Origin of the sequence: Burkholderia sp. Ac-20353, assembly GCF_017104785.1 — a bacterium.
Lineage (GTDB): Bacteria > Pseudomonadota > Gammaproteobacteria > Burkholderiales > Burkholderiaceae > Burkholderia.
This window is the reverse complement of the sequence record NZ_JAAGPL010000063.1, coordinates 1-15,857: the sequence shown is the minus strand read 5'-3', so window position 1 is coordinate 15,857 and position 15,857 is coordinate 1. Positions and strand designations below refer to the sequence as shown.

Genomic DNA, 15,857 nt, shown 5'->3' with positions numbered 1-15,857 from the left:
CAAAGGTTGCAACGCCGGATCGGCGGAACAATCTCGTTGCTGGTGGTCCGTCGCGCATCCCGGCAGCCGTTGCAACCCGCTGCCCGGCGATCGCGACCGCCGCCCCTCCCGTCCCACCTGCCGGCAACGGCTTGCGGCGCCGCACCCGCGGCGCCGGACCGTGGACCTTCGGCCGGGCGACCGTGCGACATCGTCCTTCACCACTCGCGCTCCACGACAACAACATTCGCAAGGAACAATGCGAGGAGAACATGGCATCCGGGGAAGTCTTTTTATCGACCGACCAGGTCGAGCCCGCGTTGCGGGATGAATACTGGCGCGACGTGACGCGGCCCATCGCGGAAACGACGCCGGTTGCGGATCGCGGCGACGCGCGACTGGCCGGTACGCTCGTGTCGCGGATGTTCGGCGAGATGCTGCTGTGGCGCGCATCGGTCAACGCCCAACAGTACCGACGCGATCGCCGCACGATCGAGCAGAGCGGCCTCGACCATTACATCGTCCAGTTCGTGCATTCGGGCGCGCACGTCGGCAATTTCAACGGCATCGACGCGCGTGCGCACACGGGCGACATCTATCTGATCGATCTCGGCCAGCCGCTGAGCAGCCGCGTGGACGCGGGCGCGTCCTTTGCGGTCGTCGTGCCGCGCGACGGGCTCGAGCTTGCGGCCGACGGACGGAACCTGCACGGTGCGGTGCTGAGCGCGAACAGGGGAATCACGCGCCTGCTTGCCGACTATCTGATGGACATGCACCGGGTGGCCGCGCACGTATCGGCGCCTCAGGCCATCGCGGTGCAGGATGCGATGGTGGCGCTGCTCGCCGCGGCGCTGCTGGATGCGCCGCACGCGGACGGCAAGCGCTTCGCGACGCACGGCGCCGCGCTGCGCAGGCGGATCGTGCAGTACATCTCCGATCATTTGACGGATCACGATCTCGGCCCCGAAGCGCTGATCACGCACTTCCGCATTTCCCGTGCACACTTGTACCGCGTGTTCGACGCGGACGGCGGTGTCGCGCGTTTCATCCGCGACCGCCGCCTCGATCTTGCGTATCGGGCGCTCGTCGATCCCCGGTCGAGCGGGCAGTCGATCAAGGAAGTCGCGCTCCGCCACGGCTTTTCGAGCGGCGACCGGTTAGTGCATGCGATGCGTCAGCGCTTCGGGATGACGGCGCGCGAGGTCAGGATGGGGCAAGCGAAACGCACGGCGGCCTCACACGATCTGTCGCGCCTGCATGGTCACTTCGCGCGCCATGCGGTGCCGTCGAAGCCGACGCCGGATACGCGTGGCCTATAACCATCGGTATGACGAAGGGTGGCGCGCTGCGTTGCGTGCGATGTCCGGTTTCAGCGGCCACTTGATCGACAGGAACGCTGTCGTTGCCATCCGCTCGGCCAAAAAAAGAAGCCACACGAATGTGGCTTGCGAATGGCACAGAAAATACCGGACACGGGGTGCGTCCGTGTCGTTATTTTCACATCCTTTCTTATTGAAATGAATGGACGGAGGTTTCGATTTGTCTCCTGAATGCCATTGGAATTTCCCATTTCGGCAGACGACCTGCGGAATCCGGATTCGAACGCGCATTGGGTCGGCGATTTGACGTCAAGATTCGACGTCAACGAAGAATGTCATTGCGAACCGTATGGCGCGTCAATCCTGAGCGCGCGATCCGGTAGCCGGCGCCGAATGATAGTTCGCGAAATGACGTTGCAGCAAATGCGAGCCGTCGCCGGGCGCTACCGCGGGCATCACGCCTTCCCGCTTCGCGTCGCTGGGCGTGAAGCCGAAGTGCGAGCGGAAGGCCCGCAGAAACCGGGCGCTGCTGGAGAAGCCGCACTCGGTCGCGATCTCCGTGATCGAACGTTCGCGCCCGCGATGATGCGTGAGCGCCAGGTAGGCCGCATCGAGGCGCTTGTTACGAATGAGCGTGCCCACGCCGCCGTCTTCAGTGAAGGCCCGATACAGATGGGCGCGCGAAATCCGGAACCGGCGCATCAGCAGCTCGGGGCCGAGCTCCGGACGCGTGAGGTTCGCATCGATGAATTCGATCACGCGTTCGCGCAGCACTTCATTGAGCGCCGACGGCGCAGCGTGTCCCGTGATGTCCTGTCCGGCGAGCCCGGCCGCGAGCAGCGACACCATCGCGCCCTGCGCGGCGAACGCCTCGCTGGCCGACAGGCGCGCCGATACGGCAATCAGGCCTTGCAGAAAATCGATCAGCAGTTGCGTCATCGGTGCGCCGGCCTTCAGCACGGCGCCATGCAGGTCGCGCCGTCCGAGTGCGTTTTCCAGATCCTTGCGCGGCACGGCCATCGTCATCCTTGCGCCGGTGTCGACGCGGCTCTCGAAGGTCCGCGTGAAATCCATGATGCAGATGTCGCCCGGTTCGGCTGTCACGCTGCGCCGGCCGAACGTGCCGCGCATCGTTCCCGCGGTCAGCATCTGGATCATGTAATGATCGAGGCCGCCCTGTGCGATCACGCGCCGGTCGCGCCGGTAGCGCTGTGCATTGAAGCTGACCGTGCCGATCAGCAGCCCGCCGACCGGCCGGCTGTGGATGGCGCCGCAGAGCGGCGTGCTCGTCGTACCGTCGACAGGCGTGGTGTCGAATACGGGAAACGTGACTTCGCGCCAGAAATCATTGCGCAAGCACGGCTCGACCGCATCGGTGGAAATGATGATTTCTGGCTGTGTCATCGCACGTACCGCCCCGGATTCGGTGAATCGTTCTGATTCGCACGTGAATACGAAGAATACCGGCGCGCAACCGGATCGATTCCGGGCGCGGGAACGTGCGAGTTTTATTGAAGGCGAAACTATACACGGATACATGAATGCCGAGTAGCTAATTGAGACGAATGCAGGCGTAAGATGATTAAAATTTTCTAATACGATGAGAGGCGGCCGTATCAATTGACTGGTGATGGCCTGACGAGCCGTCGTGTGCCGGCCGGCGTGTGGAAATGCATAATTTGAATTCGGCGGGTGATAACCGCTCGATAATCAATCCGGTTTACGACATATGCGCGCGCTGTATTGTTGGATGATTTGACATGCGGAACGCATGGCGCGTTTAATAGACAACGTTTGCGCTGGCTGAAAATCGCGCATTCCTGCTCACTCCCACAATTTGGCGGGCCGGTCCGGCGCATTCGCATCGGCCATCATTCAACTTCTGCAACACTCCGACACCATGCCCCATCTGACGCTTGAATATTCCTGCAATCTCGACGGGTTCGACGCGACGGCGACGCTGATCGCGCTCAACGAGGCGCTCGTCGCGTCCGGCCATTTCGACGAGCCCGACATCAAGAGTCGCGCGCTGCGTTTCGACGAATTCGTCGTGGGGACGACCGGCGCGCCGCGCGCATTCGCACACGCGAAGCTGGCGCTGCTGAGCGGCCGGTCCGTCGACGTCAAGCGCGATCTGGCCGAGCAGGTGCTGGCGGTGCTGAAGGTGCGCTGTCACGCACCATCGGGCACCCACTTGCAGCTTTGCGCCGAAATGGTCGAGATCGAAAGCGAGTCGTACGCGAAGGTGAGCATCGCGCCGCGCTGACGCGTCCGTCCGGCACCGCATCGTCGTGCCGGCGACCGGAAGCCGCGCGGGAAGTCGTAACGGGGCGCTTCGGATACCGGATTACTGCGCCGATTCCGTTGCGGCGCCGTGAGCGCTGCCGTATCCGGAGCCGTCGGCTTGCGACGGGTTTTTCTGTTGGGCCACCTTTGCTTCGGCCGCGAGGATGCTCGCGGGATAGAACCAGTCGCTCGGCTGGAAGCCGGCCTTCTTGAGCGCGAGCACTTCGGCGTGAACCTGTGCGCGCGTAAGCGGCTGGTTCGATTGCGCGTGAGCGACGAGCGGGGCAGAGAGGGTCAGGGCCAGGGCAAGTGCGCGGACCAGGGATTTCATGATCGTTACCTCCACGTTTCCTGATGACACGATGTCGTGTCGGTCGTGGAAGCCAGTGTAGGCCGCGCCCGAAGCACCATAAATGGCGCGGCACCCAACGCAGTGTTCCGCCGTAAACAACAATGCGCGCGGCGCTGCGTATCGGCCGGGGCGTGGCCGAGCGCGATGGAAGCCGGTTGGCGAGCGTGGCCGCCGGGGCCGGAACGCGTTCGCGCAGCGTGTGCGCTGGCCGGCTGGCGGAAACGAAGCCGGCCGCTGACGCGGCCGGTGACGGGAGATGCCGGGCGGCAGCCCGGCGAATGTCGTCGAATGTCGTTACACGAGGCCCGTCGTGTAATACACCGCGATCACGAAGAACACCGCGAGCGTTTTGATCACGGTGACCGCGAAGATGTCGCGATACGACTCGCGGTGCGTGAGGCCCGTCACCGCGAGCAGCGTGATCACCGCGCCGTTGTGCGGCAGCGTGTCCATGCCGCCGCTCGCCATCGCGACGACCCGGTGCAGCACGTCCATCGGAATGTTGGCCGCCTGCGCGCCCTTGATGAACAGATCCGACATCGCGGCGAGCGCGATGCTCATGCCGCCCGATGCCGAGCCGGTGATGCCGGCGAGCGAGCTGACCGACACGGCCGCGTTGACGAGCGGGTTCGGAATGCTCTTCAGCGCATCGCCGACGACGAGGAAGCCCGGCAGCGCGGCAATGACGCCGCCGAAGCCGTACTCGGACGCGGTGTTCATCGCGGCGAGCAGCGCGCCGCCGACCGCGGCCTTCGAGCCGGCCGCGAAGCGGTCGCTGACTCGCCGGAACGCGGTGGCGACGACGAGCAGGATGCCGAGCAGCAGTGCAGCCTCGACCGACCAGATCGCGACGACCGTCTTGATCGACGTCGTCACCGGCGTATGCACGCCGGGCAGCACCTCCGGCGTGACCGTATACGACGCGGTGCCGTACCACGTCGGGATCAGCTTCGTGAACGTGAAGTTCGACACGCCGACGAGGATCAGCGGCAGGATCGCGAGCGCGGGATTCGGCAGCGACGTCGCCTCGACGCGCTCGGGCTCGTTCACGAGCGACGTGCCGTAGCCTTCGCCCTTCGCCATCGCCGAGCGGCGGCGCCATTCGAGATACGACAGGCCGACGATCACGATGAACACCGAACCGATCGTGCCGAGCGCGGGGGCTGCCCACGCAGTCGTCTTGAAGAACGTGGTCGGGATGATGTTCTGGATCTGCGGCGTGCCGGGCAGCGAATCCATCGTGAACGAGAACGCGCCGAGCGCGATTGCGCCGGGCATCAGCCGCTTCGGAATGTTGCTCTGGCGGTAAAGCTCGGCCGCGAACGGATAGACCGCGAACACGACGACGAACAGCGACACGCCGCCATAGGTGAGCAGCGCACACACGGCGACGATCACCGCATTCGCACGCGAGCGGCCGATATAGCGGATCGCGGCGTGGACGATCGATTCCGAGAAGCCGGACAGTTCGATCACCTTGCCGAACACCGCGCCGAGCATGAACACCGGGAAGTACAGTTTGACGAAGCCGACCATCTTCTCCATGAAGATGCCGGAGAAGACCGGCGCGACGGCGGCCGGATCGGTCATGAGCACGGCGCCGAGTGCGGCGATCGGCGCGAACAGGATCACGCTGTAGCCGCGGTATGCGGCGAACATCAGGAACGCCAGCGCGGCGAGGACGATCACGAAAGACAAGGGAGTCTCCTAATGGCTTTGGTTGTTGTTCGGTCGTGCGGCGCGCCGCGCCGCGGACCGGCTCAGGTTCGTGCAGGTTTCGTGCCATCGGCCGGATTGCACCGCCGGACGTGCGTCCGCCGGAAGCCGGCGGGCCCGCGCCGGTCAATCGTCAGTCGATTCTACAGAAAACGTCTCCAGAGGGAGACGAATTGTCCGTTCGGCCAGGCCGGAAATGCGTGCCGGGCGCGCCAGATCAAGGTATTGCGGGTTGTCTCCGGAATGAGATAATCCGTCTCGTTCTGGAGACAGCCGATAACGATACGTGGAGACGACGACACGATGATGAACGACTGGGCCCGACTGCCCGTCGATTACGGCGACCTGCTGCGGCGCGGCGCCGAATCGCTGTTCAGGACCTTCGAAGGGTCGAGCGCGGGCACGCTGATCGTCGATCGCGACGCGCGGATCGTGTGGATAAACGAGCGCTATGCGGCGCGCTTCGGTTTCGCCAATCCGCAGCAGGCGATCGGCCTCGATTGCGAGGCGGTGATCCCGCACAGCCTGATGCGCGAAGTCGTGTCGACCGGGCAGCCGATCCTGCTCGACATCATGGAGACGAGCCGCGAGCCGCTCGTCGTGACCCGCCTGCCTCTGAAGAACGACGCCGGCGAGACGGTCGGCGCAATCGGCTTCGCGCTGTTCGACGAACTGAAGACGCTCACGCCGATCTTTTCCCGTTACGTGCAGCTTCAGCAGCAACTGATCGCGACACAGCGCTCGCTCGCGCAGGCGCGCCGCGCGAAATACACGTTCGCGAGCTTCGTCGGCACGAGCGCGGCGAGCCTCGAGACCAAGCGCCAGGCGCGCCGCGCCGCGCAGGTCGATGCACCGGTCCTGCTGCTCGGCGAGACCGGTACCGGCAAGGAGCTGCTCGCGCATGCGATCCACGCGGCGTCGGCGCGTGCGCTCCAGCCGCTCGTGACTGTCAACGTCGCCGCGATTCCCGACACGCTGCTCGAGACCGAGTTCTTCGGCGCGGCGCCCGGCGCCTACACCGGCGCCGATCGCAAGGGGCGGGTCGGCAAGTTCGAGCTGGCTGACCGCGGCACGCTGTTCCTCGACGAAATCGGCGACATGCCGCTGTCGCTGCAGGGCAAGCTGCTGCGCGTGCTGCAGGACAAGGAATTCGAGCCGGTCGGCTCGAACCGCATCGTGCGCGCCGACGTGCGGATCATCGCAGCGACATCAGCCGACCTGCCGGCGCTCGTCGCCGCCGGGCGCTTTCGTGCGGATCTCTATTACCGGCTCAATGTGTTGACGATTCACGCACCGCCGCTGCGCGAGCGCGCGGCCGACATCGCGGCGCTCGTCTACGCAACGCTCGAGGAGCTTGCCGCGCAGCATGGACGCGCCGCGCACTGTGAGCTGACCGACGACGCGCTGCGGATGCTGTGCGCGCACCCGTGGCCCGGCAACGTTCGCGAACTGCGCAACACGCTCGAACGCGCGTTGATGCTGTCGGACCGATCGGTGATCGACGCCCGGGCGCTAGCGCCGTTCCTCGGGCCGTCGCGTGCGGCGCCCGACGCGATGCCGCCGGCGCACTTAGTGCATCCAGCGCATCCAGCGCACCCTTCGGCGGCGCTGCAGGAGACGCGCGACGCGGGGGCGCCGCCTGCTGCGGATGCGAAGTCGTATGCGGATGCGTTGGCAGCATGGGAGCGTCAATTCCTGACCGACGCGCTCGCTGCGTGCAACGGCAAGGTGGTGGACGCGGCTGCGCGCATCGGCATCGGCCGCGCGACGTTTTACAAGAAGCTGGCGGCGTTGGGCATCGAACTGTAGCGTCGTGTGTGCCGGCGCTGCCGAACGCAAGGAGGCGACGATGAAGCGAACCTGGATCGCGTGGTGGCTGGCCGCGACGCTCGCGGCGCCCGCGCTCGCGCAAACCGATGCGGCCGGCGAACCGCAGGCGCGGCGCAACTGGTACAACGATCCGTTCGTTGCGCTGTCGCAGGATTTCGCCGAATGCCCGCTGCCGCTCGGGCCGTGGATGACGAAGGCCGAAATGGCGGACGACGCACACTATCGCGCCGAGCGTGGCACGACGTGCTGGCTGGCTCACCGTTGCACGAAGCCGAATTCCTACCTGTACGACGCGCCGATCGCCGATGCAGCGAAAGCACATTTCACCGGCAGCGCGCGACTGGAAGGCACGAGTCTCTGGATCACGGTGCAGCGGCGTTTCATCTATGTCGAAGGATGCGCGAACGCGTCGTTCGATCGCGCGGCATTGGCTCGCGCACTGGAGGCGCTGCCCGACGTCGAGCAGGTGTTCGTTCGCATCACCGACGATCCGCGCCGGAGCCTGCCGTACAAGACCCGCGCGCGGCCGGACCGCGTGCCCGATTGACGCGAATGCTTGGGCGCATGGCATACTCGCGGCATTCAAAAAAGGGTTGACGGAAAGAACAATGAAACACATGCTTGCGTCGGTCTGTCGGCGGCCTGGATCGTGGTGGAGGCAGGCCGGGGCGATTGCTCTGTTGGCGGCGCTCGGAGGGTGCGGTGGCAGTGCCCCGCTGTTCACGTCGGATGGGCGCCCGACCACGCTGGTGCAATGCACGAGCGGGAGTGGGTGGAGCAATTGCACCGACAACGCGCGTGCTACCTGCAATGGTGAATTCGACGTGCTCAAGCAGTCGGAAGAGGGTGGCGTGCGGAGTCTGCTCTTCGCATGCAGGAAGAAAAGTCCGTATTGATCCCGTAATCGGATCCCGTAATCGCAGGCCGAGAAAACCCCGAATCGGACCGGGCACTTTTCTATTTGCTTCGTGTCACCTATTTTTATAGATAACATTCAGGGAATCCAAATCATATGGCGACCTACAGGCAGCTGACAGCGCAACTCGAAAAACTCCAGCAGAAGATTGATAAGGAACGCGAAAAGGCGATTGCCGACGCGATCGCATCGATCCGCGCGAAGATCGAGGAATTCGACATCACGCCGGAGGAGCTCGGTTTCCGTCCGCTGGGTGTCGAAGTCAAGACCAAACGTCCGTTGCCGGCGAAGTATCACAATCCGAAGACCGGCGAAACCTGGAGCGGCCGCGGCCGTGCGCCGGCATGGCTCGGCAAGAACCGGGCGCGTTTCCTGATCAAGGACTGATTCCCGAAAAATCTCACCTTTCGTGCGCTGACTGACGGTGCGAACGGCCATGCGGCCGTCGCACCGTTTTGTTTTGGCGCGACGGCGGATCGTGTCGTGCGGTTGAACCGCCGTGCGGCATCGCGTGACCGGCGCGCGCCATTCCGCCCAATCGCCGCGATTTATCCGCGTATCACGTCGATTTCCGGTAAACAGTGGCGCAATTGCGCGCGTGATGTGCATGCCCCTCCGCGATTCGAAGGGTGCGTGCGAATTGGATACCTTCATCACTTTTTGCCTTTTCGCGCATTCCCGCGCGCAATTCCCGAACGTTCTCACCTTTGCTCCTGTAAATCCTCACCTTTGCCGGCCGCACCGGATCGTTGCAAGCGCCGTTGTTGTTGCCGTCGGGACCGTGACCGAGATCGGGGCGATCGGATTCATGCGTCAGTGCCGGCAAGTCGAGGCGCGCTGCGAGCAATTGCATGTTGCAGCGTTTGATTCGCGTCGGGTAGCTGTCCGTTCGGCATATAGGCAGCCGCAGGCGCTTCGCCTATGCTTGGAGTTCGCATCGCCCGGCGCGCTGCTTGCCGGGCCCGGTTCGAATTCCGCCAATTTTCGTTACCGTATTCGTTACCGCATTCGTTACCGTATGGAGCCGATGTGACCGTTCGCCATCTCGATGCCCTGTTTCAGCCGAAGTCCGTCGCAGTCATTGGCGCGTCGCCGCGCGCAGGCAGCATTGGTGCGATGGTGTGGTCGCGCGTGCTCGATGGCGCGTTCCAGGGCCCCGTGTGGCCCGTCAATCCGAAGTACGACTCGCTCGATGGCTACAAGGTCGTGCCGGACGTCGACCGGTTGCCCGCACCGCCGTCGGTCGCGGTGATCTGCACGCCGCCCGCGACGTGGCCCGGCATCGTGCACAAGCTCGGCAGCCTCGGCGCGCGTGTCGCGGTGATCGTCGGCGAAGCGCGCACGGCCACGGATCGCATGGCGCTCGAGCGCACGCTGAAAGCCGCGAAGCCGTTCGTCCTCCGTATCGTCGGGCCGGGCAGCCTCGGTGTGCTGTCGCCCGCGCGACACGCGCATTTCGGCGCGCCGGCCTACACGGTCGGCTCGGGCGGCGTCGCATGGGTATCGCAGTCGAATGCGCTGACGAATGCCGTGCTCGGCTGGGCGCACGCGCGCGGGCTCGGCTTCTCGCATGTGGTCGCGCTCGGTGACGAAGCCGACGTCGATGCCGGCGACGTGCTCGATTACCTCGCGAGCGATCCCGGCACCCGCGCGATCCTGCTCGAACTCAATACCATAAGCGCTGCACGCAAGTTCATGTCGGCGGCGCGTGCGGCCGCGCGCAACAAGCCGGTGCTTGCGCTGCGCACCGGCCGTGCGGATTCGGGCGATGCGTTGTATACGGCCGCGTTCCAGCGTGCGGGGATGGTGCGTGTCGACGCGCTCGACGATCTGCTCGACGAGATCGAGACGCTTGGCGTCGGTCGCGTGACGGCGCGCGGTGCCGCGACGCTCGTGACGAGCGACGCGGGGGTCGCGAAACTCGCGGTCGACGCGGTGGCGGAGGTGCGCGACGTGCTGGCCGACTGGTCGCCGGCGGCGACGGCTGCGGTGTCGAATGCGCTGCCGCATCTCGATGCCCCGGGCAATCCGCTGACGCTCGGCGACGACGCGCGTCCCGAACACTTCGCCGCGGTGATCCAGGCGCTCGCGCCGTTTCCGCAAACCGGCACGCTGTTCGTCGTGCATTCGACATCGCACAGTGCACCTGCCGACGAGGTGGCGCGTGCGCTGATCGAGTCGCGCCAGCACGCACATCGCGGCATCCTCGCGTGCTTTTTCGGTGCGGTCGATGCGGCCACACGCGACGCGCTGCATGCGAACGGCATTCCGGTGCACACGACACCGCAGCGGCTCGCGCGCGCATACGCGCGTCTCGTCGACTACAACCTCGGCCGCGAGCTGCTGATGCAGACGCCCGAAGGCACGCCGCCACAGCCGGCTGCCTGCGTCGCGTCCGCACAGGCGCAGGCGCGGCGGTTGCTGGACGCGGGGCAGCACGAACTGACCGGTGTGCCCGCCACGCAGTGGTTGACCCATTTCGGTCTGCAAGGCGAGCGAGGTGCCGACAAACCGGCCGAGACGCCGATCGTCGACGTGACTGTCGACATGCACGACGACCCGAACTTCGGTCCGGTGTTCCGTTATGCAGTGCCGCCAGCGGACGGCGTGTCGGCGCCGTTCGTCATCTACGGGCTTCCGCCGCTGAACTCCGTGCTTGCGCGTGCGGTGATGGAGCGCTCGCCATACGCGCGCCGCGCACCGGTCGAGGCCGCGCTCGGCGCGTTCACGGCGCTGTCGCAGGTGGTGTGCGACGTGCGCGAGGTGGTGGCGATGTCGGTCACCTTGCGCATCCTGGCCGACCGGGTGCAGGTGATCGCGCCGCGGATCACGCTGGCGGCCGGGCGCAGCCGGCTGGCGATCATGCCGTATCCGCGCCATCTCGAGCAAACGCTCGCATGGCACGGCGAGACGATGACGCTCAGGCCGATCCGTCCGGAGGACGAAGCAGCCCACAATGCATTGCTCGGAGCGATGACGCCGGAGGATTTGCGGATGCGTTTCTTCGGCGCGGTACGCGGCTTCGATCATTCGCAACTGGCGCGCATGACGCAAATCGACTACGACCGCGAGATGGCGTTCATCGCGTCGGTCGGCGACGGAACCGGCAATGCGCAGACGCTCGCGGCGGTACGCGCGGTCACCGATCCCGACAACGAGACGACCGAGTTCGCGATCGCCGTTCGGCCCGATCAGAAGGGCAAGGGGCTCGGGCGCCTGCTGATGGCGCGCATCATCGAATACGCGCGGTCACGCGGCACCAGATGGATGGTCGGCGAAGCGCTGCGCGAGAACACCGCGATGATTTCGCTGGCAAAAGCGTGCGGCTTCGCGATCACGTCGACGGAGGAACCCAGCGTCGTCGGCTTCCGGATGAAGCTGCAGCAGACCTGATGCGCGGACGCGAACGAGCATGCCGCGATGCCGCAGTCGCATCGAAGGTGAGCTTTTTCGGGGCCAGAAAGTGAGCCTCTCCGGGAGCACAAGGGTGAGCTGTTACGGGGGCTTTCGGTGAGTGTTTCCGGGAGCAATAGGTGAGGGTCTCCGGGAAGGATCGGTGAGCTTTTTCGGGAGGCTATGGTGAGCCTTTGCGGGAAGTGCTAGTGAGTGTTTACGGGGAGCGCCGGTGAGCCTTTGCAGGAAGTGCTGGTGAGCCTTTACGGGGGAGCACCGGTGAACCTTTGCAGGAAGTGCTGGTGAGCCTTTACGGGGGAGCACCGGTGAACCTTTGCAGGAAGTGCCGGTGAGCCTTTACGGGGAGTGCCAGTGAGCCTTTACGGGGAGCGCCGGTGAGCCTTTGCAGGAAGTGCCAGTGAGCCTTTACGGGGGGCGCCGGTGAGCCTTTGCAGGAAGTGCCAGTGAGCCTTTACGGGGGCGCTGGTGAGCCTTAACGGGAAGCGCCGGTGAGCCCTCTGCGGGAGGCGCCAGTGAGCCTTTACAGGAACCGCCAGTGAGCCTCTGCGGGAGATATCGGTGAGTTCTTCCGGGAGGCATCGGTGAGCATATCCGGGAACCCGGGGCTGAGCGTCTGCGGGACACGTCAGTGAGCCGATACGGACGTTGAGGTGAGAGTTTTCGGGAGCCCGTGTTCGCGCGGCTCCCGAGAGGGGCGACGCCGGCCAGCGCGCTCCGCGCACGGGCCGGCCTGGCGAGACGATGCCGTCAGGTGGCCAGTTTTGCCGCTGCGTCGTTCACCAGTTCGCGCGAGATCGACAGTTCGGCAAGGTGCGCGTCCGCGTAGACGCCGCCCGTTTCGCGCTCGAGGCGGGCGATCGTCAGCGCGCAGCGGGCCACATCCTTCGGCATCGCGATGAAGCGCTTGACGGATTCGCCGGACGTGAACGCGTCGAACAGCGCGCCGCGGACGTCGTCCGGGAGCGTCTTGGTCCATTGATGCGGCTTGCCGTTGAAGGTGATCGTCGGCGGGAGCGTGCGCTCCTTCTTCGTCGCGGTGATCAGGCCGTACGTGCGGGCCGCGTCGCCGATCTGGTCGGGCGAGAAGAGTTCGTCGGGCGTGATGTCGAATTGCTCGATGTAGTTTTCGATCGCCTGCATCGCGGCAGCGCGGTCGTCGCGCTTCTGTTGCGCGCGCGCGACGATGTCGCGCAGTTCGTCCGCCTCTTCGGGGGTGATCGTGAAGCTTGCCTGCTTCTGCTGAAGTTCGGAGAAACGCTGGAATTCGAGATCGCTCAGAAGTTTGGCCATGACATCCATCGGGTACGACGGCCGGCCGGCCCGGCCGTCGCAGTGTTTGAAAGGGCCGCTATTCTAGCGTAGCGCCGCGCGCGTCAGTCCGCGTCGACGCGGCACATCGACAGCGTGTCCGCCGTGTGTTGCAGGCGCTCGACCACCGCATCGGCGGACGGCGCCGCATGCGTGTCGATGCGGCGCATGAACGGGCAGGTCAGCACCGCGATCGCATGGCCGGACGGGCCGAGAATCGGTGCGCTGAGGTCGGTCACGCCGTAGGCCTGGCGGCTGTCCTGACGCAGGAACCCGGTCTGGCGGATCGACTGGCACGCGTGCGCGAGTTCCTGTTCGTTCAGCGGGGCTTCGCCTTTGACCTTGCGATGTTCGGACAGCATGTGCGCGCGCTGGTCAGAAGGCTGGAACGAGAGCATCACGCGTCCCGACGCGGTATCGACGAGCCCGACGCGCGAGCCGAGCCGGACCGACACGCCCCACGGGCCGGGCCCGTCGACCTGCGCGATCACGAGCAGGTTGCCGCGATCGTAGACGCTCAGGTGGCACGATTGCTCGGCCGAATCGGCGAAGCGCTGCATTTGCGGCAGCGCCTCGCCGACGAGCCGGTTCATCGGTGGATGGCGATGCGCGAGTGCGAACAGCTTGAGACTGAGCGTATAGCGGTCGCCGCCCGTCGAGCGCATCACGTAGCGGCGGGCAACCAGCCGTTCGAGCATCCGGTAGATTTCGCTCGCATTGCGGCCGAGTTCCTTCGTGATTTCGGTGCGGGTGAGGCCTTCTTTCTGCTCCGCCAGCAGCTCGAGAATGTCGAGCCCCTTGTCGAGCGCGGGCGCGCGGTAGCGGTCGATTCCGGCTTGGTCTCCCTGGGCGTCGTTGCCGGAGAACCGGGCATGTGTCGTTTGCATTGTGTTGGTATGTGGTCGGTGAAATGCAGTCGATCTGTCGACGACGCACGTTTGCCGGCTTTGCAACGCCCAAGTGTAAAGCCTGTACGTGTCGGTAAATTTGACACGGTCGAGCTTAACAACAAACAACGAGTGCGCAATACGGCGTCTGCTTACAGATCGTTACCAAACAGGAACGGATGAGACCCCACTTCCGATGACAAACGTTTGCCAAAGATGTGCGATTCATGCCTGATTTGACTGTGTTTCAGCGCAGATTTGATGCGCGTGAACGGAATTTCACGCGTCTGTGACGCGTGCCGGACAGTCGGGGCGCCCGACCCGCAGCCGGCGCGGCGGCGTTGCTGCACTGCAAGGCCAGCATGCGCTGCAATAGTCGGTATCCGTCGAGTGCCATTTCACGGCGGGCCGCCGATGGTACAAAGACTGGCGGGCAAGCGGCGACGCGGCCGCGCACGCGATCGCTGCGCCCGCGCGATCCCGCGCGTCGAACGGCGCGCCGCGCGCTATCGGCGATCGACGATCGACGATCGACGATCGACGATTGAGTCCGGCGCGTGGCTGCAGGAAGCCGCATTGCGCCGGTATCCTGTCACATTCGATATGAGAGGTTGAGCTCGATGAAACTGCTTCGCTATGGCCCGTCCGGCCAGGAAAAACCCGGCATCCTCGACGCGGACGGCCGGATTCGCGACCTGTCGGCGCACGTGCCGGATCTCGCCGGCGACGCGCTGTCCGATGCCGGTCTTGCGCGGCTGCGCGCGATCGATCCCGCGACGCTGCCGCTCGTGCCTGGCGAGCCGCGCATCGGCCCGTGCGTCGGCCGCGTCGGCAAGTTCATCGGGATCGGCCTGAACTATGCGGACCACGCGGCGGAGGCCGGCATGCCGGTGCCGACCGAGCCGGTCGTGTTCGGCAAGTGGACGAGTTCGATCTGCGGTCCGAACGACGGCATCGACATTCCGAAAGACTCGGTGAAGACCGACTGGGAGGTCGAGCTGGGCGTCGTGATCGGCGCGCCGTGCAAGGACGTCGACGACGCGCGCGCACTCGATTACGTCGCAGGCTATTGCGTGGTCAACGACGTGTCCGAGCGCGAATGGCAGATCGAACGCGGTGGTCAGTGGGACAAGGGCAAGGGCTTCGACACGTTCGGCCCGATCGGCCCGTGGCTCGTCACGCGCGACGACGTGCCCGACCCGCAGCGGCTCGACCTGTGGCTCGAGGTCGACGGCCACCGCTATCAGAACGGCAACACGCGCACGATGGTGTTCACGGTCGCGCAGCTCGTCGCGTATCTGTCGCGCTGCATGACGCTGCAGCCGGGCGACGTGATCACGACCGGCACGCCCCCGGGCGTCGGCATGGGCATCAAGCCGGCGCCGGTGTTCCTGAAGCCGGGGCAGACGGTGCGGCTCGGCATCGAAGGGCTCGGCGAGCAGTTGCAGCGCACGCGCGGCGCGCTGTAACGCGGAAGATGCGGCGCGAGGTGCGGCGCAAGGTGCGGTTCAAGACCGCCCGGACACGCCGCACGCCCGATCCGCGAGCGACTGCCTGATCGTCGTTTGCCGGTCGGGCGGTTCGCTCGCACCGCTTCGCCGACACCGACACCGGCCCCACCACGGCTACTTCGCCGACAGCTTCCGCCACAGCGTCGTCTTGCTGATGCCGAGCATCGCGCACGCGCGGTCGCGATCGCCGCCGCACGCATCGAGCGCCGCGCGGATCTCGTCGGCCTCCGCGCGTCGGCGGCGCGCCTGCAGTGTCAGCGTGTCGTCCGGGTCGGCGGCCGCGTCTGGCGCCGCGAACAGCTCCGGCGCGATCGTCTGCAGCGCGTCGGGATCGAGTAA

General features: G+C 65.6%; 15 protein-coding genes. 8 read left to right on the top strand and 7 right to left on the bottom strand.

The window, feature by feature from the left end; translation table 11 throughout:
* Positions 1–251 precede the first annotated feature (251 nt).
* A complete protein-coding gene (locus G3N94_RS19315; RefSeq protein ID WP_205794184.1) occupies positions 252–1,298 on the top strand; it encodes a helix-turn-helix domain-containing protein in 1,047 nt (348 codons plus the stop codon).
* Positions 1,299–1,655: 357 nt separating this feature from the next.
* Here the strand turns inward: G3N94_RS19315 and G3N94_RS19310 are convergent, their stop codons facing one another.
* On the bottom strand, positions 1,656–2,702 hold the full coding sequence (locus tag G3N94_RS19310) for a helix-turn-helix domain-containing protein (protein ID WP_205794183.1): 1,047 nt from the start codon (positions 2,700–2,702) through the stop codon (positions 1,656–1,658).
* Between the two features lie 496 nt (positions 2,703–3,198).
* Here G3N94_RS19310 and G3N94_RS19305 point away from each other — a divergent pair, with 496 nt between their 5' ends.
* Positions 3,199–3,564, top strand: coding sequence for a 5-carboxymethyl-2-hydroxymuconate Delta-isomerase (locus G3N94_RS19305; protein WP_205794182.1), 366 nt, complete (start codon positions 3,199–3,201; stop codon positions 3,562–3,564).
* Positions 3,565–3,645: 81 nt separating this feature from the next.
* Here the strand turns inward: G3N94_RS19305 and G3N94_RS19300 are convergent, their stop codons facing one another.
* Positions 3,646–3,915 carry a DUF4148 domain-containing protein gene (locus G3N94_RS19300; protein WP_205794181.1) on the bottom strand — a complete coding sequence of 90 codons (270 nt, stop codon included), beginning with the start codon at positions 3,913–3,915 and terminating at the stop codon, positions 3,646–3,648.
* A gap of 315 nt (positions 3,916–4,230) precedes the next feature.
* Positions 4,231–5,634: a GntP family permease gene (locus G3N94_RS19295; protein ID WP_205794180.1), complete on the bottom strand. Its 1,404-nt coding sequence runs from the start codon at positions 5,632–5,634 to the stop codon at positions 4,231–4,233.
* 321 nt (positions 5,635–5,955) lie between these two features.
* Here G3N94_RS19295 and G3N94_RS19290 point away from each other — a divergent pair, with 321 nt between their 5' ends.
* The 4 genes from G3N94_RS19290 (at position 5,956) to G3N94_RS19280 (ending at position 8,785) form a co-directional block, all read left to right on the top strand.
* Positions 5,956–7,461 (top strand): sigma 54-interacting transcriptional regulator, encoded by a 1,506-nt coding sequence (locus tag G3N94_RS19290; protein ID WP_205794179.1) that lies wholly within the window; start codon positions 5,956–5,958, stop codon positions 7,459–7,461.
* Between the two features lie 40 nt (positions 7,462–7,501).
* On the top strand, positions 7,502–8,029 hold the full coding sequence (locus G3N94_RS19285; RefSeq protein ID WP_205794178.1) for a BON domain-containing protein: 528 nt from the start codon (positions 7,502–7,504) through the stop codon (positions 8,027–8,029).
* Between the two features lie 61 nt (positions 8,030–8,090).
* Positions 8,091–8,378 carry a hypothetical protein gene (locus G3N94_RS42495; RefSeq protein ID WP_241021947.1) on the top strand — a complete coding sequence of 96 codons (288 nt, stop codon included), beginning with the start codon at positions 8,091–8,093 and terminating at the stop codon, positions 8,376–8,378.
* 116 nt (positions 8,379–8,494) lie between these two features.
* Positions 8,495–8,785, top strand: a complete 291-nt coding sequence (locus G3N94_RS19280) for an H-NS histone family protein (RefSeq protein WP_205794177.1) — start codon at positions 8,495–8,497, stop codon at positions 8,783–8,785.
* Positions 8,786–8,957: 172 nt separating this feature from the next.
* Here G3N94_RS19280 and G3N94_RS19275 read toward each other — a convergent pair whose 3' ends face one another.
* The gene (locus G3N94_RS19275) at positions 8,958–9,251 is read right to left on the bottom strand and encodes a hypothetical protein (protein WP_205794176.1); all 294 of its coding nucleotides are present in this window, start codon (positions 9,249–9,251) and stop codon (positions 8,958–8,960) included.
* A gap of 176 nt (positions 9,252–9,427) precedes the next feature.
* On the opposite strand from G3N94_RS19275, the gene G3N94_RS19270 reads away from it, so the two are divergent.
* Entirely contained in the window at positions 9,428–11,791 is a 2,364-nt protein-coding gene (locus G3N94_RS19270; protein ID WP_205794175.1) for a GNAT family N-acetyltransferase, read from the top strand.
* Positions 11,792–12,559: 768 nt separating this feature from the next.
* On the opposite strand, the gene G3N94_RS19265 is transcribed toward G3N94_RS19270, so the two are convergent.
* Both G3N94_RS19265 and G3N94_RS19260 read right to left on the bottom strand, forming a co-directional pair.
* Positions 12,560–13,111 (bottom strand): hypothetical protein, encoded by a 552-nt coding sequence (locus G3N94_RS19265; protein WP_205794174.1) that lies wholly within the window; start codon positions 13,109–13,111, stop codon positions 12,560–12,562.
* Positions 13,112–13,185: 74 nt separating this feature from the next.
* Positions 13,186–14,007 (bottom strand): IclR family transcriptional regulator, encoded by an 822-nt coding sequence (locus G3N94_RS19260; RefSeq protein WP_205794173.1) that lies wholly within the window; start codon positions 14,005–14,007, stop codon positions 13,186–13,188.
* 620 nt (positions 14,008–14,627) lie between these two features.
* Between G3N94_RS19260 and G3N94_RS19255 the strand changes: the two genes are divergently transcribed.
* Positions 14,628–15,476, top strand: coding sequence for an ureidoglycolate lyase (locus G3N94_RS19255; protein WP_205794172.1), 849 nt, complete (start codon positions 14,628–14,630; stop codon positions 15,474–15,476).
* Between the two features lie 156 nt (positions 15,477–15,632).
* Here G3N94_RS19255 and G3N94_RS19250 read toward each other — a convergent pair.
* On the bottom strand, positions 15,633–15,857 hold a 225-nt coding region (locus G3N94_RS19250), incomplete at its 5' end, for a helix-turn-helix domain-containing protein (protein ID WP_205794171.1).